This is a genomic window from Streptococcus sp. HMSC071D03, from assembly GCF_001812125.1.
Classification (GTDB): domain Bacteria; phylum Bacillota; class Bacilli; order Lactobacillales; family Streptococcaceae; genus Streptococcus; species Streptococcus pseudopneumoniae_N.
Genome location: NZ_KV807740.1, coordinates 1 through 20,010 on the forward strand (window position 1 = coordinate 1; position 20,010 = coordinate 20,010).

The following is a 20,010-nucleotide window of genomic DNA, read 5'->3' on the forward strand; positions in this document are numbered from 1 at the left end:
CATTAGAGTGCTTTTTAAAAACTAAATAACTATAAAAAGCCTATAAGTGTATAATTGAGGATTGAGCTTATTACTGTTTGTGCAGAAATGATTGCCAAAAGATAGGGTTTAGTAGTGTTTAGGAAAATAAAAAAAGCTCTCTGGAAAAACCAGAAAGCTTGAGAGGCATCTCCATGTGAGAAATTGGTTCACACAATTTCTCAAGGTCCGCTCCTGCGTTATGACCTCCTTTGCTCAATAGTAGCTCTTGCTACATATCGACTCATCGCAAATTTTATTTTACTATAAGGTCGAAAAAAAGTCAATAAAAAAGTTCCTATGAAAAGGAACTGTTAAACAATGCTAATTGCCGGGATCGAACCGGCGACCTCATCCTTACCATGGATGCGCTCTGCCTACTGAGCTAAATCAGCTTACTTAAAAAGTATACTATAGAATCAAATCTTTGTCAATAAAATGTTTTATATAAAAGTAATCAGCTGTCAGTCAAAGTAAAATGGCTTAAGAGAATATCCCTCAGCCATTTTATTCTAACCTAATTGATTTTGTTTTTTTTCCGGATTCCAGATAAAACTTGCGATAAAGCTAAAGATGATGGTAACAATTGCAACTAAGACAGCAAGAATCAGTGCTGGTATGCGAATAAACCACCACAAAGGATTTGGTTTTTTATTTGTATGCCATTGTTTTGTTTCTTCATCCAGACGTTGGAATTCTGATTGGATACGTTCAGCAACCATCTCAATTCCTTCATCATTCATTTTCTTAATGTCTGAGATATCGATAGGATTTCCGAAGTTCATATCGACACGTTCACGACTGATGAGTCCTTTTAAGGTCATTGGACCAGTATAAGTAACTGGCATGATGCGAACCTTGGCCATTTTAGCAATCAGAGCTACGCCACCTTTGACATCGTTAGAATGACGACTACCGCTTGGAAACATGATGAGAGATCGGTCGCTCTTTTTAAGGACATTGATAGGATACTTAATGGCAGAAGCGCTAGGATTTTCCCGATCAATAGGAAAGGCACCACACATACGAATCCACCAACCAAAGATTCGGTTGGAGAAAAGTTCCTTTTTAGCCATAAACACAAACTGTTTCGGTTTGGTCGCAAATGCCATGTAGACAGGATCCCACCAAGTACGATGGGGAGCGACTAGGATATAGTTTTCATCTTGACTCGGAATTTTATTGGTATTATGATAATGAGCATTACCGTTGATAGACCAGAGAATCAACATAACGAGCCCACGAAGATAAGTATAAAACATGGTGTCTCCTTCAAATTTCTTTCTTTTATTATACCTTATCGTTGTAGGACAGGCAAATTTTTTTGTATAGGCGGAAAAGCTCTTTATATGAAATTAGAATTATTCAAAAAAAAATGATATGATAGAGATTATGGATAAAAATAAAATTATAGGCTTAAGCCAATCAGAAGTTAATGAACGTCAGAAACAGGGGCAGGTCAATGATTTCAAAGCATCAGCTAGTACCAGTACTTGGCAGATTGTAAAACGAAATGTTTTTACTCTCTTCAATGCTTTAAACTTTGCTATTGCCTTAGCACTTGCCTTTGTTCAAGCCTGGAGTAACCTAGTTTTCTTTGCGGTTATCTGCTTTAATGCTTTTTCAGGAATTGTAACCGAGCTTCGAGCTAAACATATGGTTGACAAACTGAATCTTTTGAATACGGAAAAGATCACGACCATTCGTGATGGGCAAGAGATAGCTTTGGATCCAGAAGAGCTTGTTTTGGATGATGTGATTCGCTTGTCTGCAGGGGATCAAATTCCAAGTGATGCAATTGTATTAGAAGGTTTTGCAGAAGTCAATGAAGCCATGTTAACGGGCGAGAGCGACTTGGTGCAAAAAGAAGTAGAAGACCTAATGTTGTCAGGTAGCTTTCTTGCAAGTGGTTCTGTACTTGCTCAAGTTCATCATGTAGGGGCAGATAACTATGCAGCCAAACTCATGCTTGAAGCTAAAACTGTTAAACCGATTAACTCACGTATCATGAAATCGCTAGACCAGTTAGCAGGCTTTACGGGTAAAATCATTATTCCATTTGGAATTGCTCTTTTGCTTGAAGCTTTGGTCTTGAAAGGTTTACCACTGAAGTCTTCTGTAGTCAATTCATCGACAGCCCTTTTGGGGATGTTGCCTAAGGGAATCGCGCTCTTGACTATCACCTCTCTCTTAACCGCTGTTATAAAGCTTAGTTTGAAAAAGGTTTTGGTACAGGAGATGTATTCTGTTGAGACCTTAGCACGTGTCGATATGCTGTGTTTGGATAAGACAGGTACCATCACCCAAGGTAAGATGCAGGTTGAGACTGTCCTTCCTCTGACCCAGGCTTTTGATAAAGATACCATTGCCAAAATACTAACCAGCTATATGGCACACAGTGAGGATAAAAATCCAACCGCCCAAGCTATTCGAAAGCGTTTTGCGGGAGAGATAGCTTATCCGATGATTTCTAGCCTTCCATTTTCAAGTGATCGAAAATGGGGAGCAATGGAGTTGGAGGGCCTAGGAACTGTTTTTCTAGGTGCACCAGAGATGTTGTTGAATGCTGAAATTCCTGAAGCTAGGGAAGCTCTTGAACGAGGATCTCGTGTCTTAGTTCTGGCCCTCAGCCAAGAAAAACTTGACCACCACAAGCCACAAAAACTATCTGATATTCAAGCCTTGGCTTTGCTTGAGATTCTAGATCCAATCCGAGAAGGGGCAGCTGAAACTCTAGACTATCTTCGTTCTCAGGAAGTGGGGCTGAAAATTATCTCTGGTGATAATCCAGTTACCGTTTCAAGTATTGCTCAAAAAGCAGGTTTTGCAGACTATCAGAGCTATGTAGATTGTTCGAAAATTACTGATGAAGAGTTGGTTGCCATGGCTGAGGAGACAGCCATTTTCGGACGTGTCTCGCCTCATCAAAAGAAACTGATCATCCAAACGTTGAAAAAAGCAGGTCATACGACTGCTATGACAGGGGATGGTGTCAATGATATCCTAGCTCTCCGTGAGGCAGACTGCTCCATCGTTATGGCTGAAGGAGATCCAGCGACTCGTCAGATTGCAAATCTGGTTCTCTTGAACTCAGACTTTAATGATGTTCCTGAGATTCTCTTCGAAGGTCGTCGTGTGGTCAATAATATTGCCCACATTGCTCCGATTTTCTTGATTAAGACCATCTATTCCTTCTTGCTAGCAGTTATCTGTATTGCCAGTGCTTTGTTGGGACGTACTGAATGGATTCTGATTTTCCCGTTCATTCCCATTCAGATAACCATGATTGACCAGTTTGTGGAAGGATTCCCACCGTTTGTATTAACTTTTGAACGAAATATTAAACCAGTCGAACAAAACTTTCTTAGAAAATCCATGCTTCGTGCACTACCAAGTGCCTTGATGGTAGTCTTTAGTGTTCTCTTTGTTAAAATTTTTGGAACCAGTCAAGGCTGGTCAGCCATTGAAATTTCCACACTTTTGTATTATCTATTGGCATCGATTGGTTTCATGTCTGTAGTTAGAGCTTGCTTGCCATTTAGTCTGTGGCGTGTGCTATTGATTATTTGGTCAGTTGGAGGTTTTCTTGGAACAGCTCTATTCCCAAGAATCCAAAAATTGCTTGAAATTTCAACACTTACAGGTCAAACAATGCCTATCTATGGCATTATGATGCTCGTCTTTATTGTGATTTTCATACTGACAAGTCGTTATCAAGTTAAAAGATAAAGAAAGACTGCAATCCATGATTGCGGTCTTTTTTAGGTGCAGGATTGCCAGATAAAATATGGTATAATAAAGGGAAATAGAGTTTTTGAAAGTGAGAGAAGATGATTTCAAAGAGATTAGAAACAGTAGCTTCTTTTGTTCCCCAAGGAGCTGTTTTGCTGGACGTCGGTAGCGACCATGCTTATTTACCGATTGAATTAGTTGAAAAAGGTCATATTGAAGCTGCCATCGCGGGTGAAGTTGTAGAGGGACCCTATCAATCTGCAGTTAGAAATGTTGAAAGCCATGGCTTGACTGAGAAAATTCAGGTTCGTTTAGCCAATGGTTTAGCAGCTTTTGAAGAAAGTGACCAGGTCTCTGTCATCACTATTGCTGGGATGGGAGGTCGCTTGATTGCTACGATATTAGAAGAAGGATTGGACAAACTAGCCAATGTTGAGCGTTTGATTCTTCAACCCAATAATCGTGAAGACGAGTTACGCAACTGGCTACAAGAGCATGGTTTTCAAATCATAGCAGAAAGTATCCTAGAAGAAGCTGGAAAATTCTACGAGATCATAGTTTCAGAAGCTGGTGAAATGAATCTATCAGAAACTGATGTCCGCTTTGGTCCTTTTTTATCTAAAGAACTCAGTCCAGTCTTCAGCCAAAAATGGCAAAGAGAAGCAAGTAAGCTAGGATTTGCCCTTAGTCAAATTCCAGAAAAAAATCGTGAAGAACGTCAAGTTTTAGTAGATAAAATTCAAGCCATTAAGGAGGTGCTCCATGCAAGCAAGTGAAGTCATTAACCGATATGAAGCCTATTGTCCACAAGAATTTTCTATGGAAGGCGATAGTCGTGGACTGCAAATTGGAACCTTAGATAAGGAAATCCAAAAGATCATGGTTGCCCTCGATATCCGTGAAGAAACGGTGGCAGAAGCCATCGAAAAGGGTGTTGATCTGATTATCGTCAAGCACGCGCCTATCTTTCGTCCGATTAAGGACTTGATAGCTAGTCGCCCTCAAAATCAGATTTATATCAATCTCATCAAGCACGACATTGCAGTCTACGTTAGCCATACTAATATTGATATTGTTGAAAACGGCCTTAATGACTGGTTCTGCCAGATGTTAGGTGTTGAGGATACAACTTATCTACAGGAAACAAGTCCTGAACGTGGCATCGGGCGTATTGGTAATATTAGACCTCAAACATTTGAAGAATTTACTAGTCATGTTAAGGAAGTATTTGGTCTAGATAGCCTTCGTATGGTGTATTATAAAGAGACTGAATTGCAAAAGACAATCTCAAGAGTGGCTATTTGTGGCGGCAGTGGGCAGTCTTTCTACTCTGATGCTTTGGCAAAAGGAGCAGATGTTTACATTACTGGTGACATCTATTACCACACTGCCCAAGATATGTTGTCAGACGGCTTGTTGGCTCTGGACCCAGGACACTATATTGAAGTTCTCTTTGTTGAAAAAATTGCAGCGTTCCTGAATGAATGGAAGGAAGAAAATGATTGGCCTTTAGAGGTTATCGCAAGTCAGGCATCGACCAATCCATTCCATCATATCTAGTTAGAAGGTAAAGACAATGAAAAAAGTTGCTATTGTAGGAGCAGGAATTGTAGGGGCAACGGCTGCCTACTATCTTTCTAAAGAAACTGATATCGAAGTAACTGTCTTTGATCATGGGCACGGACAAGCGACCAAGGCAGCGGCAGGAATTATCAGCCCCTGGTTTTCTAAACGACGCAATAAGGTCTGGTACAAGATGGCGCGCCTAGGAGCAGATTTTTATGTAGATTTATTAGCTGATATAGAAAAATCTGGTCAAAAGGTAGATTTTTACCAGCGCTCAGGAGTCTTTCTCTTGAAAAAAGATGAGTCTAAATTGGAAGAACTCTATCAACTAGCTCTGCAACGTAGAGATGAATCTCCCTTAATAGGGGAATTAGCCATTCTGGATCAAGAGTCTGCGAGTAAGTTATTCCCTGGTCTAAAGGGATTTGAGAGATTGCTTTATGCTTCTGGTGGAGCTCGAGTAGATGGGCAACTCCTAGTGAGTCGTTTACTGGATGCCAGTCAGGTTAAGGTCGTAAAGAAAGAGGTTAGTCTAACTCCTTTATTATCAGGCTATCAGATAGACAATCAAATGTTTGACCAAGTAATTTTATCTACGGGAGCTTGGCTTGGACACTTTTTGGAGCCTTTAGGCTATGAGGTGGATGTTCGTCCTCAAAAAGGTCAACTTAGAGATTATCAAGTGCCACAAGACATGGGAGCTTACCCTGTAGTTATGCCGGAAGGTGAGTGGGATTTGATACCATTTCCTGGAGGTAAGTTATCTCTAGGAGCTACCCATGAAAATGACATGGGATTTGATCTTACAGTCGATAAAAATTTGCTCCAACAAATGGCTGAAGCAGCAAGTTCGTTTTATCCTAGTTTAAAAGATGCAATGATAAGTGGTGAACGTGTGGGGATTCGTGCTTATACGAGTGATTTTTCGCCGTTTTTCGGACAGGTTCCAAACTTATCAGGAGTCTATACAGCAAGTGGTCTAGGATCTTCAGGGTTAACGACTGGTCCTATTATCGGTTATCATCTAGCTCAAATGCTTCAAGGGAGAAAAGGAGTATTGGATCCAGCAGATTATCCGACTGAAAGATATATTAAAAAGAAACAATAGTAAACTTTTTACCTAGTTTTTACGATAGTCTTAGGAAAGTAAATGACTTTCCCTATCAAAAATGGTAAAATGAAAAAAATAATCCAAGAATTGAGGAAATAAAATGCAAGAAAAAATTCTGGTAACAGGTGGAGCAGGTTTTATCGGAACTCACACTGTCATTGAATTGGTCCAAGCTGGACACCAAGTAATTGTCGTGGATAATTTGGTAAACAGTAGTCGTAAAAGTCTTGAAGTAGTCGAAAGAATCACTGGGGTAGAAATTCCTTTCTACGAAGCAGATATTCGTGACACAGATACACTTCGTGATATTTTCAAACATGAAGAACCAACAGGTGTGATTCATTTTGCTGGTTTGAAAGCTGTAGGTGAGTCTACACGTATCCCACTTGCCTACTATGATAACAATATCGCTGGAACTGTCAGTCTCTTGAAAGTTATGGAAAAGACAAACTGTAAGAATATCATCTTCAGTTCATCAGCAACTGTTTATGGAGATCCTCATACAGTCCCAATCCTAGAAGATTTCCCACTTTCAGCTACAAATCCATATGGTCGTACCAAGCTAATGCTGGAAGAAATCTTGACAGATATCTATAAAGCAGATTCAGAGTGGAACGTTGTTTTACTTCGTTACTTCAACCCAATTGGTGCGCATAAGAGCGGTGATTTGGGTGAAAATCCAAACGGTATTCCAAATAACCTTCTTCCATATGTGACACAAGTTGCAGTTGGTAAGTTGGAACAAGTTCAGGTCTTTGGAGACGACTACGATACTGAAGATGGAACAGGTGTACGTGACTATATCCACGTCGTTGACCTAGCAAAAGGGCACGTTGCGGCACTTAAGAAGCTTCAAAAAGGTTCAGGACTAAACATTTACAACCTTGGTACAGGAAAAGGCTACTCAGTTCTTGAAATTATCCAAAATATGGAAAAAGCAGTCGGACGTCCTATTCCATATCGTATTGTTGAACGTCGCCCAGGTGACATTGCAGCTTGCTACTCAGATCCAGCAAAAGCTAAGGAAGAGCTAGGATGGGAAGCAGAACTTGGTATTACAGAGATGTGTCAAGACGCATGGCGTTGGCAAAGTCAACATCCAAATGGATTTGAAGACTAAGATGATGATTTCAATCATAGTCCCATGTTTAAACGAAGAGGAAGTACTTCCTCTTTTTTATCAAACTCTTGAAGTACTGATCCCAGATTTGGGAACAGAAATCGAATACATTTTTGTAGATGATGGTTCGACTGATAAGACTTTGGACGTTCTAAAGGTTTATCGAGAGAAAAATGCTGCAGTACATTATATCTCTTTCTCGCGAAATTTTGGGAAGGAAGCGGCCATATATGCAGGTTTACAACAAGCAAGTGGAGATTTGGTGGTGGTTATGGATGCAGACCTTCAGGATCCACCAAGCCTCTTGCTTGAGATGAAAGAACTACTAGATCAGAATCCAGACTTGGATTGTGTTGGAACTAGGAGAACTAGTCGAGACGGGGAACCCGTTTTACGTAGTTTCTGCGCCGATCTTTTTTATCGTTTCATGCAAAAAATTAGCCCAGTGGCTCTTCCATCGGGTGTCCGTGATTTTCGAATGATGAGAAGAACAGTTGTGGATGCAGTGTTGGAATTGACAGAATACAATCGCTTTTCCAAAGGGCTCTTTGCCTGGGTTGGTTTTCACACTCACTATCTAGAATACCCTAATGTTGAAAGGCGGGCGGGTAAGACTAGTTGGAGCTTTAGACAACTCTTTTTCTACTCTATCGAAGGGATTGTGAATTTTTCAGATTTTCCTTTGATATTAGCTTTTGTTGCGGGTCTTTCATCATGTTTTCTGGCTTTGGTGATGACACTGTTTGTAGTTGTCCGTACTCTCTTACTTGGCAATCCAACTTCTGGTTGGACCTCTCTGATGGCTGTCATTCTATTTCTTGGTGGTGTCCAATTATTGACGATTGGGATTCTCGGAAAATATATCAGTAAAATTTATCTGGAAACGAAAAAAAGACCCCTCTATCTGATAAAAGAACAGAGTGAGTCAAGATAAGATTTGCTAAAAATAAGTCCTTCAAAAGACTATAATTTTCTGGAAAAATATGCTAAACTAGAGGAAGTGGTATTTGGAAATCGAATCACCACTGATGACAAATTAATCTTTGATGAGCGCGCGAGTGGGACACTGTTTTACAGCTTCCAGTAGCTCTTCACTAGCTGGGACGTCTCTCTCTAGTTGATTAGGATCATCATAGAAACGCACTATACCATTATCATGGTAATCAAATAAATCAGAATAGGTTTGGCATAGCCCGCAGGCAATGCATCGTTCAGGTATAAGTGTGATTTTCATATTTATATTGTAATAAGAAATTAGAAAAAAAACAAGGAGTAAGGTATGGAAAAGGAACCATGGCAAGAAGATATTTACGACATCGAGGAAAGTCGTTCGGAACGCAGAAGCAGAGGAAATAAGGAATCAGGAGTAGGAGCTAATCGTATTTTAACGATTTTGGCTTGTATTTTCTTTGTTATCGTTGTCGGTATGATTGCTATTCTAATCTACCTGTCATCCGGTGGAAGTGATCGTACGGCAGCCTTGAAAGATTTTCATGATTCTTCTGCGCCTAAGGTAGAGGAAGTTTCTTCAACATCATCAAGTAGTTCAGTTGAAGCATCAAGTTCTGAAGCAGAATCAACTTCTTCAAGTAGTTCAGAGGAGCATACAAATGCTGAGGGAACCATTACTGTCCTTGCAGGTGAAGGTGAGGCAGCTATTGCAGCTAGAGCAGGCATTTCTATTGCCCAGCTTGAAGCCTTGAACCCTGGTCATATGTCTTCAGGAACTTGGTTTGCAAATCCTGGTGATGTCCTTAAGACAAGATAGGAGTTAGAATGAAAACAATTCAGATCGCTATTGATGGTCCAGCTTCAAGTGGTAAGAGTACAGTAGCTAAGATTATCGCTAAGGACTTTGGCTATACTTATCTGGATACAGGTGCCATGTATCGTGCTGCGACTTACATTGCTTTAAATAACCAAGTAAGCCCAGAAGAGTCATCTCGACTTCTTGAATTATTGGAACAATATCCGATTAGTTTTGGTCGTGCCGAAACAGGAGAACAGCTTGTTTTTGTTGGAGACGTTGATGTTACCAATCCAATCCGAGAAAATGAAGTAACTAATGCTGTATCAGCTTTTGCAGCTATTCCAGCTATTCGTGAAAAATTGGTAGCCCTCCAGCAAGAAATTGCCCAACAAGGCGGAATCGTCATGGATGGTCGAGATATTGGTACAGTGGTCTTGCCTAAGGCTGAATTGAAGATTTTTCTTGTTGCTTCAGTGGATGAGCGTGCAGAACGACGTTATAAGGAAAATCTTTCAAAGGGGATTGAAACAGATTTGGAAACTTTGAAAGAAGAGATTGCTGCGCGTGATTATAAAGATAGTCATCGTGAAACTTCTCCTCTTAAGCAGGCAGATGATGCAATCTATCTGGATACGACAGGACTAAGTATTTTAGAAGTTGTCGAAAAAATTAAATCAGAAGCAGTCAAACATTTTTAATTTGAAATTTTAACCGATTGACCACGATAGTGGTGAGTCGGTTTTTTAGCAATTTGTCAAATTTTTAATTTTAAGGTATAATAGTCTTTGTTAACGAAAATTTGACAATCAAACCATCATGAAAATAGAAGGAGATAAAATGAACAATCTACCAAATTGCCCAAAATGTAATTCAGAATATGTCTATGAAGACGGAGCCTTGCTAGTCTGCCCAGAGTGTGCTTATGAATGGAATCCTGCTGAGCAAGTAGAGGTTGAAGAAGGCCTTGTTGCTATCGACGCTAATGGAAATAAATTGGCTGACGGTGATACAGTAACCTTGATCAAAGACCTTAAGGTAAAAGGTGCTCCAAAAGACCTTAAGCAAGGGACACGTGTGAAAAACATCCGTATTGTTGAGGGTGACCACAACATCGATTGTAAGATTGATGGTTTTGGTGCTATGAAATTGAAATCAGAATTTGTTAAAAAGATTTAATCATGACTGCTTGGAATAAATTTATTTTTTTCAGTCGGACTCTCTTGTTTTTCGCAGCATTTACAGGGGTCTATCTGGAAATTACCAAACGTGGTGGTTTAGGGATGTTGCTTTACTATACAGTCCTTTCCAACCTTTTGGTTGTCATCTTTACAGCTTATCTTTTGTTAAAGATGCGTAGTGGCGGTGATAGTTGGCAAAGTCCAGGAATTCTACGTCTCAAAGGTGGTGTCACTATGAGTATCATGATTACTTGTGTCATCTATCATTTCATGCTAGCTCCTTTGACGACAGATTTTTACCGTTTGGAGAATTTCCTTTGTCATTATATCGTACCTCTCTGGTTTTTAGCAGATACAATTATTTTTGATAAGAGTCGTCAATATAAGTGGTTTGATCCCATGCTTTGGACCAGCCTTCCTTTGTTTTATATGATTTTTGCCATCTTAAACGGTTTTGTTCTAAAGATGGATGTCCCTAACGCTAAGGATAGTCCCTTCCCTTATTTCTTTTTGAATGCTACCAAACATGGTTGGGGCTTTGTCTTTAAATGGGCAGCTACTATCTTTCTTGCCTATATGGTTTCAGGATATCTCTTTTATCTTGTTAAAAACATTAAAAAATCTAAGAAATAAAAGTACCCAATGTGGGTGCTTTTTTTGTGATAGAGATAATTGTACCCGGACAAATCGATTTATTTTATCTTGTTATGCAGTCTTTTATACCTTACAATAAAATTGTAGCTACCAATACAACTATTGAGGAAGAGAAAATGACTGAAAATCGTTATGAATTAAATAAAAATTTGGCACAGATGCTTAAGGGTGGCGTCATCATGGATGTTCAAAATCCTGAGCAAGCAAGAATTGCAGAGGCTGCGGGTGCGGCAGCTGTTATGGCCTTGGAGCGAATCCCAGCTGATATTCGTGCAGCGGGTGGTGTCTCTCGCATGAGTGATCCAAAGATGATTAAGGAAATCCAAGAAGCTGTCAGCATTCCAGTTATGGCTAAGGTTCGAATTGGGCATTTTGTTGAAGCACAGATTTTAGAGGCCATCGAGATTGACTATATCGATGAGAGCGAAGTTCTATCTCCAGCTGACGATCGTTTCCATGTGGACAAGAAAGAATTTCAAGTTCCTTTTGTTTGTGGTGCTAAAGACCTAGGAGAAGCCTTGCGCCGTATCGCTGAAGGAGCTTCTATGATCCGTACAAAAGGGGAACCAGGAACAGGAGACATCGTTCAGGCGGTTCGTCATATGCGTATGATGAATCAAGAAATTCGTCGCATTCAAAATCTCCGTGAAGATGAACTCTATGTCGCAGCAAAAGAACTCCAAGTACCTGTAGAATTAGTTCAATACGTTCACGAACATGGAAAACTACCAGTCGTTAACTTCGCAGCAGGTGGTGTAGCAACACCTGCAGATGCTGCTCTTATGATGCAGCTAGGTGCAGAAGGTGTCTTTGTTGGTTCAGGGATTTTCAAGTCAGGTGATCCTGTTAAACGTGCAGCAGCAATTGTTAAGGCAGTTACAAACTATCAGAATCCTCAAATTTTAGCTCAAATCTCTGAAGACTTGGGAGAAGCTATGGTTGGTATCAATGAGAATGAAATCCAAATTCTCATGGCGGAGCGAGGAAAATAGATGAAAATCGGAATCTTGGCCTTGCAAGGTGCCTTTGTAGAACACGAGAAAATACTTGCTCAACTAGGAGTTGAAAGTATTGAACTGCGAAACCTAGAAGATTTTCAGCAACATCGAAGTGAGCTATCAGGTTTGATTTTACCTGGCGGTGAGTCGACAGCTATGGGAAAACTCCTACGTGACCAACAGATGCTACTTCCTCTAAGAGAGAGTATTCTCAATGGTTTACCAGTCTTTGGGACTTGTGCTGGTTTGATTTTACTAGCGAAACAGATTACTTCTCAGGAAGAGACTCATCTGGCTACCATGGACATAGTAGTGGAGCGCAATGCCTATGGACGTCAGTTAGGAAGCTTTTATACAGAAGCTGACTGCAAGGGCGTTGGTAAAATTCCAATGACCTTTATCCGTGGACCAATTATCAGTAGTGTTGGTGACAGTGTTGATGTTCTAGCGATTGTGAACAATCAAATCGTTGCGGCACAAGAAAAAAATATGCTGGTAACCTCCTTTCATCCTGAATTGACAAATGATCTTCGCCTGCATCAATACTTTATCAATATGTGCAAATAAAAATAGGTCGAGATTTTGTCTCGACCTATTTTTACATGTAATAAACAATAGCAATGTATTGGAGAGCGGAAGCTGCCAGAATGAAGAGGTGCCAGATCATGTGGAAGTATGGTTTCTTCTTAGCATAAAAACCAGCACCAACTGTATAGCAAAGCCCACCTGATACCATAAGAGTCCAAAAGATTGGATTTGTTTGACTGATGATTGCTGGTAGAATAGCCACAACTAGCCAACCCATGATGAGGTAGAGTATCAGACTAAATTTTTCATTGACTTTTTTGGCAAATATTTTATAAAGAATACCCAAAATAGTTGTTCCCCACTGAATGGCGATAATCAGATAACCAAACCAGTTATTCATCAAGGTCAAAACGACAGGAGTATAAGAGCCAGCAATGGCAACATAAATCATGGAATGGTCAATGATACGTAATACATATTTATGGGTTGAGCCATAAGCCATAGAGTGGTAGATAGTAGAAGATAAGAACATGAGAAAGAGGCTAATGACAAAAATAGAAACGCCAACAGATGATAAAAGGTCATGTTCCTCGTAACTATAAGTAGAGGAAATAGGAAGTAAGATGAGCATCATCAATGCCCCTACAGCATGGGTGACACTGTTTGCTATTTCTTCTCCAAAACTAAGGCGCTTGCTAAGTTTAAAACTAGTATTCATTTGTTTCCTCCTCTTCATTTTCTGTATAGACTAGTGCTAGTGTTTGATGATAAAGTTTGACCGTTTGACAGCTCGCTTGAATGATTGGATTAGCTGGGTCTAGGTCTTCATTCATATAGTCCACAAAAGCATTGTAAAGTTCTTTTGAGTTAGTCTCTGTGTGTAGGGTATTAAGGGTTTGAGCAATTTCTTGGATAGAAAAAACAGACTTTAGAGTCGTTATCGCAATCAAGCGAGCAATTTGCTGGCGTTGATATTTTTTCTTGTGTGGCTTTGTCAGATAGCCGTGTTTGACATAGTTATTGACCATAGACGCCGTTAAGCCTTTCTCTTTAGTAAGAGAAATAGGGGAACAAACTTTATTCACATAAAGTAGGACCTGATCCAAATAGAGATCAATGTTTGGAATTTCGTCCCATTCTGGGTAGGAAAAAGTAGTTTTCATTTCCAACTCCTGCTTATCTAGTTTTAATAACTAGATTATAAAATAATAGAAATAAAAAGTCAAGTTTTAACTGCTTGTAGAAAGCCTTAAATTATGCTATGATGAGAGAAACTAGTCAGAAAAGAGGAGATAAGATGGAAATTCGTTTAGCCTTTCCAAATGAAGTTGATGCAGTAATGAAAGTAATTGAAGATGCTAGAAAAACTCTAGCCAAAGCTGGTAGAGACCAATGGCAAAATGGTTATCCCAATGCTGATATTATCATCGATGATATCATCTCAGGTCAAGCTTATGTAGCCCTAGACGAAGGTGATCTCTTAGCCTATGCGGCAGTGACTAAGAGCCCAGAATCTGCCTATGAAGCTATTTATGAAGGCAAATGGCAAGGAGGAGAGACAGAGTATCTAGTTTTTCATCGTATTGCTGTGGCAGCAGATGTTCAAGGGCAAGGGGTAGCGCAGACCTTCTTGGAAGGCTTGATTGAAGGCTTTGATTACCTAGATTTTCGTTCAGATACGCACGCTGAAAATAAGGCTATGCAACATATCTTTGAAAAGCTTGGCTTTAAAAAGGTTGGGAAGGTTCCAGTAGATGGAGAACGCCTAGCCTATCAAAAATTAAAATCCAATGCCTAAAAAGTATGCAAAAATGCTCTATGTTTCTCCCATAGGGGAGCTCTCACTTGTTGCTGATGACCACTACTTGCTTGGCATTTGGTTTCAAGGTCAGAAACATTTTGAGAGAGGTTTGGAAGCTGGGTGTATCGTTGATGTTCCAAGCCATCCAGTTTTGAACCAAGTTGCTTCTTATTTGGATAGCTATTTTTCAGGACAAGTTCAAGACCTATCTGAGCTTCCTCTGGCTCCGATTGGAAGTGAATTTGAAAAGAAAGTTTGGTCTTATCTACGGGAAATACCCTTTGGGCAGACAGTTACTTATGGTCAAATAGCTAAGGACTTGCATGTAGCTTCTCCTCAAGCTATCGGAGGAGCTGTAGGCCGAAATCCTTGGTCTATCCTCGTACCTTGTCACCGCGTACTCGGTTCCGGCAATCGCCTGACGGGCTTTGCTTCAGGAATTGAGAAGAAGGCTTGCCTATTGAAGCATGAAAATGCAACATTTAAAGAGAAGAAAGAATAGAAAGAGAAGAAAATGTTAGAATTTATCGAATATCCAAAATGTACAACTTGTAAAAAAGCCAAAAAGGAGTTAGATCAACTCGGACTAGAATATAAGGATGTTCATATCGTAGAAGAGACTCCGAGCGAGGAGGTCATTTTAAATTGGCTTGAAACTTCTGGATTTGAGTTGAAGCAATTTTTCAATACCAGTGGAATTAAATACCGTGAACTGGGCTTAAAAGATAAGGTTGGGACTTTATCCAATAAAGAAGCAGCCAAACTCTTGGCCGGTGATGGTATGTTATTAAAACGTCCAATATTAGTGGAGAATGGTGTTGTTAAACAAATTGGCTATCGTAAAACCTACGACAACTTGGATTTGAAATAGTTTTTTTCTATCTCCTTGATAGGTAAAATATATAACCTCACACTTTTAAAGTATGATAAACTAGTAGGTAGACAAAGTCTCTTCTGCACGTAGCAAATATTTTAAATCTAGGCAGAAGTATGATAGAATGATTCATTATCAGGAGAGGATGTTTCTATGAATGTTACAACACTTTTAGCATCAGATTGGTACCAAAACTTGATGCAGTATATTCCAGACGGTAAACTGTTTAGTTTTCGTTCTGTCTTTGATGGGATTCCAAGAATTGTACAACAATTGCCAACAACATTGATGTTGACAGTGTTTGGTGCTTTTTTTGGTATCATCTTGGCCTTGGTTTTTGCTATTGTAAAAATTAATCGCGTTAGAATTCTTTATCCATTACAAGCATTCTTTGTTAGTTTCTTAAAAGGGACACCAATCCTAGTGCAGCTGATGTTGACTTACTATGGAATTCCTCTGGCATTAAAAGCGTTGAATCAACAATGGGGAACTGCTTTTAATATCAATGCGATTCCGGCTGCAGCTTTTGCCATTGTAGCTTTTGCTTTTAACGAAGCAGCTTACGCTAGTGAAACTATCCGTGCCGCTATTCTTTCTGTTAATCCTGGAGAGATTGAAGCTGCTCGTAGTCTTGGAATGACACGTGCACAAGTTTATCGTCGAGTCATTATTCCAAATGCAGCGGTAGTAGCGACTCCAACCTTGATTAACTCCCTAATCGGTTTGACTAAGGGGACTTCCCTAGCCTTTAGTGCGGGTGTTGTAGAAGTCTTTGCCCAAGCTCAGATTTTGGGCGGTGCCGACTACCGTTACTTCGAACGTTTCATCTCAGTTGCCCTTGTATACTGGGTGGTAAATATCGCTATTGAAAATCTTGGTCGCTTTATTGAGAGAAAAATGGCAATCGAAGCACCAGATAATGTGAAAACAGATGTGAAAGGAGACCTTCGCTAATGATTAAGATTTCAAATTTAAGCAAATCCTTTTCAGGTCAAACCGTCTTGGATCATCTGAATTTAGATATTCAAAAAGGGGAAGTAGTTGCTTTGATTGGTTCATCTGGAGCAGGAAAATCTACCTTTCTTCGTAGCCTAAATTATCTGGAAACACCTGATAGTGGAAGCATTCAGATTGATGACTTTAAAGTTGACTTTTCTCAAATTACTCAAGATGAGATCTTGACTCTTCGTCGCAAGTTGTCCATGGTGTTCCAACAGTTCAACTTATTTGAACGTAGAACAGCTCTAGACAATGTCAAGGAAGGTTTGATAGTTGTTAAAAAACTTTCCGACCAAGAAGCAACTAAGATTGCTAAAGAAGAGTTGGCTAAGGTTGGTCTTTCTGATCGTCAACAGCACTATCCTCGCCACTTATCAGGTGGACAAAAACAACGGGTAGCTTTGGCGCGTGCTTTAGCCATGAAGCCAGCAATCTTGCTCTTGGATGAACCTACTTCAGCTCTTGATCCAGAATTAGTTGGTGAGGTAGAAAGATCTATTGCTAATGCTGCCAAATCAGGTCAAACTATGATTTTGGTCAGTCACGATATGTCCTTTGTTTCTCAGGTAGCCGATAAGGTTTTATTCTTGGATAAAGGAAAGATTATTGAGTCTGGAACACCAGATGAGATTATCAATCATCCTAAAGAAGAACGAACAAAAGAATTCTTTGCTAGTTACAAACGGACCTATATTTGATATAATAGAAGATAAGAAAGACTCAGTTGGCTAGGCTAACTGGGTTTGCTCTTTAAAATTAATAGAAATGAGAGAGAGCATGCTAGTTCAGCTATTTGCTTTGTATTTAGAGAGTTTAGTGTTGACAATTCTACTGGTCTTGATTATTTTGGGACTCTGGATTGGACTTAGAGCTCTGTCGGGGGTTGACAAAACTGCTAAAGCACGTCAAGCCCATCTCTACGATATGATTATGATTGGAGTTTTAACAATTCCAGTATTGTCATTTGCAACCATGAGCATCTTGTTGGTTCTCAAGGCTTAATAGTTGTAAAATGGGATTTAATTCGTTAGAATAAAAATAGTTACAACAAGAAAGAAGGAAAGAGAATGTACGATACGATTATTATTGGTGCAGGTCCTGCTGGGATGACTGCAGCCTTGTATGCAGCACGCAGTAATCTGAAAGTTGCTTTGATTGAAGGTGGACTTCCTGGTGGTCAAATGAATAACACCTCTGACATTGAAAACTATCCAGGTTATGCCAATATCAGTGGTCCTGAATTAGCAGAAAAGATGTTTGAACCTCTTGAAAATCTGGGTGTTGAGCATCTCTATGGCTTCGTTGAAAATGTTGAGGATCATGGCGAATTCAAAAAAGTCGTAACAGACGACCAAGTTTATGAAACTCGCACAGTTATCGTAGCGACTGGTTCCAAACACCGTCTCTTGGGAGTTCCAGGTGAAGAAGAACTCAATAGCCGTGGTGTTTCTTACTGTGCGGTTTGTGATGGAGCCTTTTTCCGCGACCAAGATTTGTTGGTTGTAGGTGGAGGTGACTCAGCAGTTGAAGAAGCAATCTTCTTAACACGGTTTGCAAAATCTGTAACTATCATTCACCGTCGTGATGAGCTTCGTGCTCAAAAAGTCTTGCAAGATAGAGCTTTTGCCAATGAAAAAATCAATTTCATTTGGGATTCTGTTGTCAAAGAAATCAAGGGTGAGAACCGTGTAGAGTCAGTTGTCATTGAAAATGTGAAAACAGGACAAGTGACAGAACAAGCCTTTGGTGGTGTCTTCATCTATGTTGGATTGGACCCTGTTAGTGACTTCGTCCAAGAGTTGCAGATTCGAGACCAAGCGGGTTGGATTGTGACAGACGACCACATGAAAACAAGCGTTGCAGGTATTTTTGCTGTTGGTGATGTTCGTCAGAAAGACCTTCGTCAAGTTACAACTGCAGTTGGAGATGGCGCTATTGCAGGTCAAGAGGCCTATAAATATATTACTGAACATAGTTAAAAAGGAGGTGGGACAGAAATCGATAGACAAAGTCTCGATTTCGTAGTCCCAGCCCCGCGAGGATGATTAGGAGCTTTTTGGAGTCCAAAAGACGAACAAAAAGTTCAATCAGCTATCGCGTCAAAGTTTGATTGCTAATAAAAAGGGGAGGTCGGGATCTTTTGTCCCAACCTCCCCTTTTTATTAGAGTCGATTTCTAAAGACTTCGTACATGAGAATGGCAGCAGCAACACTGGCATTGAGGCTCTGTACGTGACCATTCATAGGAATGGTAATCATCTCGTCTACTTGTTTCTTGATGTTGCTTGAAATACCTTTGCCTTCATTTCCGATGATGAGAGCAATCTTTCCTTTGGTATTCCATTTGTTGCAAGGAGTTCCATTCATATCAGTACCGAATGTCCAGAAGCCTTCATCCTTGAGTTTGTCCAAGGTTTGACTGAGATTAGTGACTCGGGCAATAGGAACGTGTTCAATCGCACCTGTTGCTGTTTTTGCAACGACAGGAGTGACGCCGACAGCTCGGTGTTTGGGAATGATGACACCTGAAACATTAGTTGCATCCGCTGTTCTCAAGATAGAACCGAGATTATGTGGGTCCGTTAAACCATCAAGGATTAGTAGTAGTGGGTTTTCTTCCTGGCGTGTTTTAGCAAGAATTTGCTCAAGTTCAGTGTAGGCAAATTCAGAAACGCGCAAGACAAAACCTTGGTGAACAGCTCCTTCAGTCATCTCAGAAAGTGATTTTTTAGAAGTCCAAGAAATGGATACTTTCTTTTCAGTAGCCAATTCCTTAACTTTTTCCACATTCTTTCCTCGTAAATCTTCCTGAAGATAGAGTTTGTTTCCAGTATTTGCTAAAAGAGCTTCTGTGACGGCATGTACACCGTAGACAATATCGTTTGTTTTCATATCTTCATTATAACACAAAATCCCGTCTTGCAACGGGATTTTCTTTATTCAAGAATGAGCAAACCATCTTTAACTTCAAATGGGTCTTTTTCATTGATACGATCGTAGAACATAATGCCATTTAAGTGGTCAATTTCGTGTTGAACTACAATAGAGTTATAGCCCTTAAGTTTGATGCGGTGCTTTTCTCCATTCTTATCAAAATAGTCGACAGTTACTCGAGCGTGGCGGATAACATAACCTGGAACAGCACGGTCAACAGATAAGCAACCTTCCCCTTCGCCTAGAGCAGCATCTTGGACTGAATGTGAGACGATTTTAGGATTGTACATTACAGCTTGTAAGTCATAGGCTTCCTGAGGTGTTTCGCCATCCTCAGTGATATTTGGTACCAGTACGGCGATGATGCGTTTTGAGATATCCAGCTGTGGTGCAGCAAGCCCAACACCTCCACGTAGACCTAATTTTTCAGCCATAACAGGATCTTGCGAGTGTTTCAAAAATTGCATCATTTTTTCTCCAAGAATGATATCTTGGTCGCTCAAGGGGAAAGAGACCTCTTCGGCAACGGCACGAAGAGTAGGGTTCCCTTCGCGGATAATATCTTTCATATCGATTAAATGAGCAGCTTTGGTAATTCGTTCTATAGCAGACATATTCTTTCCTTTCCTTCCATTACAATTACATGATAACACAAAACAGATGAGAAAGAAAGTCACAGAAGTTGCTAAAAAATAATATAATAAAAGGAAATACCTATTTGTCTGTGGTATAATAGAATAAGAAATAT

25 protein-coding genes and 1 tRNA gene are annotated in these 20,010 nt (G+C 40.0%); 19 read left to right on the plus strand and 7 right to left on the minus strand.

The genetic code is table 11. The features are described from left to right. Positions 1–340: 340 nt before the first annotated feature. A tRNA-Thr gene (locus HMPREF2837_RS04380) sits at positions 341–413 on the minus strand. Between the two features lie 117 nt (positions 414–530). Next, on the minus strand, positions 531–1,280 hold the full coding sequence (locus HMPREF2837_RS04385) for a lysophospholipid acyltransferase family protein (protein WP_075230674.1): 750 nt from the start codon (positions 1,278–1,280) through the stop codon (positions 531–533). A 130-nt stretch (positions 1,281–1,410) separates the two neighbouring features. On the opposite strand from HMPREF2837_RS04385, the gene HMPREF2837_RS04390 reads away from it, so the two are divergent. The 6 genes from HMPREF2837_RS04390 to HMPREF2837_RS04415 all read left to right on the plus strand — a co-directional run bounded on the left by HMPREF2837_RS04390 (position 1,411) and on the right by HMPREF2837_RS04415 (position 8,481). Beyond that, complete coding sequence (locus HMPREF2837_RS04390) at positions 1,411–3,747, plus strand: cation-translocating P-type ATPase (protein WP_075230675.1); 2,337 nt, start codon at positions 1,411–1,413, stop codon at positions 3,745–3,747. Between the two features lie 101 nt (positions 3,748–3,848). Further along, entirely contained in the window at positions 3,849–4,526 is a 678-nt protein-coding gene (locus HMPREF2837_RS04395; protein WP_049548263.1) for a tRNA (adenine(22)-N(1))-methyltransferase, read from the plus strand. Beyond that, the gene (locus HMPREF2837_RS04400) at positions 4,513–5,310 is read left to right on the plus strand and encodes a Nif3-like dinuclear metal center hexameric protein (RefSeq protein WP_049548264.1); all 798 of its coding nucleotides are present in this window, start codon (positions 4,513–4,515) and stop codon (positions 5,308–5,310) included. Before HMPREF2837_RS04395 ends, HMPREF2837_RS04400 begins: the two co-directional genes overlap by 14 nt. 16 nt (positions 5,311–5,326) lie before the next feature. After that, the gene (locus HMPREF2837_RS04405) at positions 5,327–6,424 is read left to right on the plus strand and encodes an NAD(P)/FAD-dependent oxidoreductase (RefSeq protein WP_049548265.1); all 1,098 of its coding nucleotides are present in this window, start codon (positions 5,327–5,329) and stop codon (positions 6,422–6,424) included. A gap of 103 nt (positions 6,425–6,527) precedes the next feature. Next, positions 6,528–7,547: a UDP-glucose 4-epimerase GalE gene (gene galE / locus HMPREF2837_RS04410; protein ID WP_049548266.1), complete on the plus strand. Its 1,020-nt coding sequence runs from the start codon at positions 6,528–6,530 to the stop codon at positions 7,545–7,547. Then, positions 7,531–8,481, plus strand: coding sequence for a glycosyltransferase family 2 protein (locus HMPREF2837_RS04415; RefSeq protein WP_075230676.1), 951 nt, complete (start codon positions 7,531–7,533; stop codon positions 8,479–8,481). The genes galE and HMPREF2837_RS04415 overlap by 17 nt, the downstream gene beginning before the upstream one ends. A 102-nt stretch (positions 8,482–8,583) precedes the next feature. Here HMPREF2837_RS04415 and HMPREF2837_RS10680 read toward each other — a convergent pair whose 3' ends face one another. Then, positions 8,584–8,781 (minus strand): ferredoxin, encoded by a 198-nt coding sequence (locus HMPREF2837_RS10680; protein WP_080979354.1) that lies wholly within the window; start codon positions 8,779–8,781, stop codon positions 8,584–8,586. Positions 8,782–8,826: 45 nt separating this feature from the next. Here HMPREF2837_RS10680 and HMPREF2837_RS04420 point away from each other — a divergent pair, with 45 nt between their 5' ends. From HMPREF2837_RS04420 to pdxT, 6 genes are all read left to right on the plus strand, one after another. Further along, on the plus strand, positions 8,827–9,315 hold the full coding sequence (locus tag HMPREF2837_RS04420) for an SAG1386/EF1546 family surface-associated protein (protein WP_000410178.1): 489 nt from the start codon (positions 8,827–8,829) through the stop codon (positions 9,313–9,315). Positions 9,316–9,323: 8 nt separating this feature from the next. Continuing rightward, positions 9,324–9,995, plus strand: a complete 672-nt coding sequence (cmk, locus tag HMPREF2837_RS04425) for a (d)CMP kinase (protein ID WP_045762908.1) — start codon at positions 9,324–9,326, stop codon at positions 9,993–9,995. A 139-nt stretch (positions 9,996–10,134) separates the two neighbouring features. Continuing rightward, positions 10,135–10,473, plus strand: a complete 339-nt coding sequence (locus HMPREF2837_RS04430) for a zinc ribbon domain-containing protein YjdM (RefSeq protein WP_049548267.1) — start codon at positions 10,135–10,137, stop codon at positions 10,471–10,473. 2 nt (positions 10,474–10,475) lie between these two features. Beyond that, complete coding sequence (locus HMPREF2837_RS04435; protein ID WP_049548268.1) at positions 10,476–11,108, plus strand: Pr6Pr family membrane protein; 633 nt, start codon at positions 10,476–10,478, stop codon at positions 11,106–11,108. Between the two features lie 137 nt (positions 11,109–11,245). Next, positions 11,246–12,121, plus strand: coding sequence for a pyridoxal 5'-phosphate synthase lyase subunit PdxS (gene pdxS, locus HMPREF2837_RS04440; protein ID WP_006153788.1), 876 nt, complete (start codon positions 11,246–11,248; stop codon positions 12,119–12,121). After that, on the plus strand, positions 12,122–12,694 hold the full coding sequence (gene pdxT / locus HMPREF2837_RS04445) for a pyridoxal 5'-phosphate synthase glutaminase subunit PdxT (RefSeq protein ID WP_049548269.1): 573 nt from the start codon (positions 12,122–12,124) through the stop codon (positions 12,692–12,694). Positions 12,695–12,725: 31 nt separating this feature from the next. Here pdxT and HMPREF2837_RS04450 read toward each other — a convergent pair whose 3' ends face one another. Together HMPREF2837_RS04450 and HMPREF2837_RS04455 are read right to left on the minus strand one after the other, a co-directional pair. Then, complete coding sequence (locus HMPREF2837_RS04450; protein WP_049548270.1) at positions 12,726–13,373, minus strand: PAQR family membrane homeostasis protein TrhA; 648 nt, start codon at positions 13,371–13,373, stop codon at positions 12,726–12,728. Continuing rightward, positions 13,363–13,818, minus strand: coding sequence for a DUF1836 domain-containing protein (locus HMPREF2837_RS04455; RefSeq protein WP_049548271.1), 456 nt, complete (start codon positions 13,816–13,818; stop codon positions 13,363–13,365). The genes HMPREF2837_RS04450 and HMPREF2837_RS04455 overlap by 11 nt, the downstream gene beginning before the upstream one ends. A 134-nt stretch (positions 13,819–13,952) precedes the next feature. Between HMPREF2837_RS04455 and HMPREF2837_RS04460 the strand changes: the two genes are divergently transcribed. The 7 genes from HMPREF2837_RS04460 to trxB all read left to right on the plus strand — a co-directional run bounded on the left by HMPREF2837_RS04460 (position 13,953) and on the right by trxB (position 18,308). Continuing rightward, a complete protein-coding gene (locus tag HMPREF2837_RS04460) occupies positions 13,953–14,453 on the plus strand; it encodes a GNAT family N-acetyltransferase (RefSeq protein WP_049548272.1) in 501 nt (166 codons plus the stop codon). Beyond that, positions 14,446–14,958, plus strand: coding sequence for a methylated-DNA--[protein]-cysteine S-methyltransferase (locus HMPREF2837_RS04465; RefSeq protein ID WP_049548273.1), 513 nt, complete (start codon positions 14,446–14,448; stop codon positions 14,956–14,958). Before HMPREF2837_RS04460 ends, HMPREF2837_RS04465 begins: the two co-directional genes overlap by 8 nt. 12 nt (positions 14,959–14,970) lie before the next feature. Continuing rightward, a complete protein-coding gene (locus HMPREF2837_RS04470; protein WP_049548274.1) occupies positions 14,971–15,327 on the plus strand; it encodes a Spx/MgsR family RNA polymerase-binding regulatory protein in 357 nt (118 codons plus the stop codon). Positions 15,328–15,483: 156 nt separating this feature from the next. Continuing rightward, positions 15,484–16,284: an amino acid ABC transporter permease gene (locus tag HMPREF2837_RS04475; RefSeq protein WP_045762916.1), complete on the plus strand. Its 801-nt coding sequence runs from the start codon at positions 15,484–15,486 to the stop codon at positions 16,282–16,284. Continuing rightward, positions 16,284–17,027, plus strand: a complete 744-nt coding sequence (locus tag HMPREF2837_RS04480; RefSeq protein ID WP_049548275.1) for an amino acid ABC transporter ATP-binding protein — start codon at positions 16,284–16,286, stop codon at positions 17,025–17,027. Before HMPREF2837_RS04475 ends, HMPREF2837_RS04480 begins: the two co-directional genes overlap by 1 nt. 79 nt (positions 17,028–17,106) lie before the next feature. Further along, positions 17,107–17,331 (plus strand): DUF4059 family protein, encoded by a 225-nt coding sequence (locus tag HMPREF2837_RS04485; protein WP_000960970.1) that lies wholly within the window; start codon positions 17,107–17,109, stop codon positions 17,329–17,331. Between the two features lie 65 nt (positions 17,332–17,396). Beyond that, a complete protein-coding gene (gene trxB, locus HMPREF2837_RS04490; RefSeq protein ID WP_049548276.1) occupies positions 17,397–18,308 on the plus strand; it encodes a thioredoxin-disulfide reductase in 912 nt (303 codons plus the stop codon). A 183-nt stretch (positions 18,309–18,491) separates the two neighbouring features. Here the strand turns inward: trxB and rlmB are convergent, their stop codons facing one another. Both rlmB and def read right to left on the minus strand, forming a co-directional pair. Further along, on the minus strand, positions 18,492–19,220 hold the full coding sequence (gene rlmB / locus HMPREF2837_RS04495; protein WP_049548287.1) for a 23S rRNA (guanosine(2251)-2'-O)-methyltransferase RlmB: 729 nt from the start codon (positions 19,218–19,220) through the stop codon (positions 18,492–18,494). 44 nt (positions 19,221–19,264) lie between these two features. Next, positions 19,265–19,876 carry a peptide deformylase gene (gene def, locus HMPREF2837_RS04500; protein WP_001272934.1) on the minus strand — a complete coding sequence of 204 codons (612 nt, stop codon included), beginning with the start codon at positions 19,874–19,876 and terminating at the stop codon, positions 19,265–19,267. Positions 19,877–20,010: the final 134 nt, after the last annotated feature.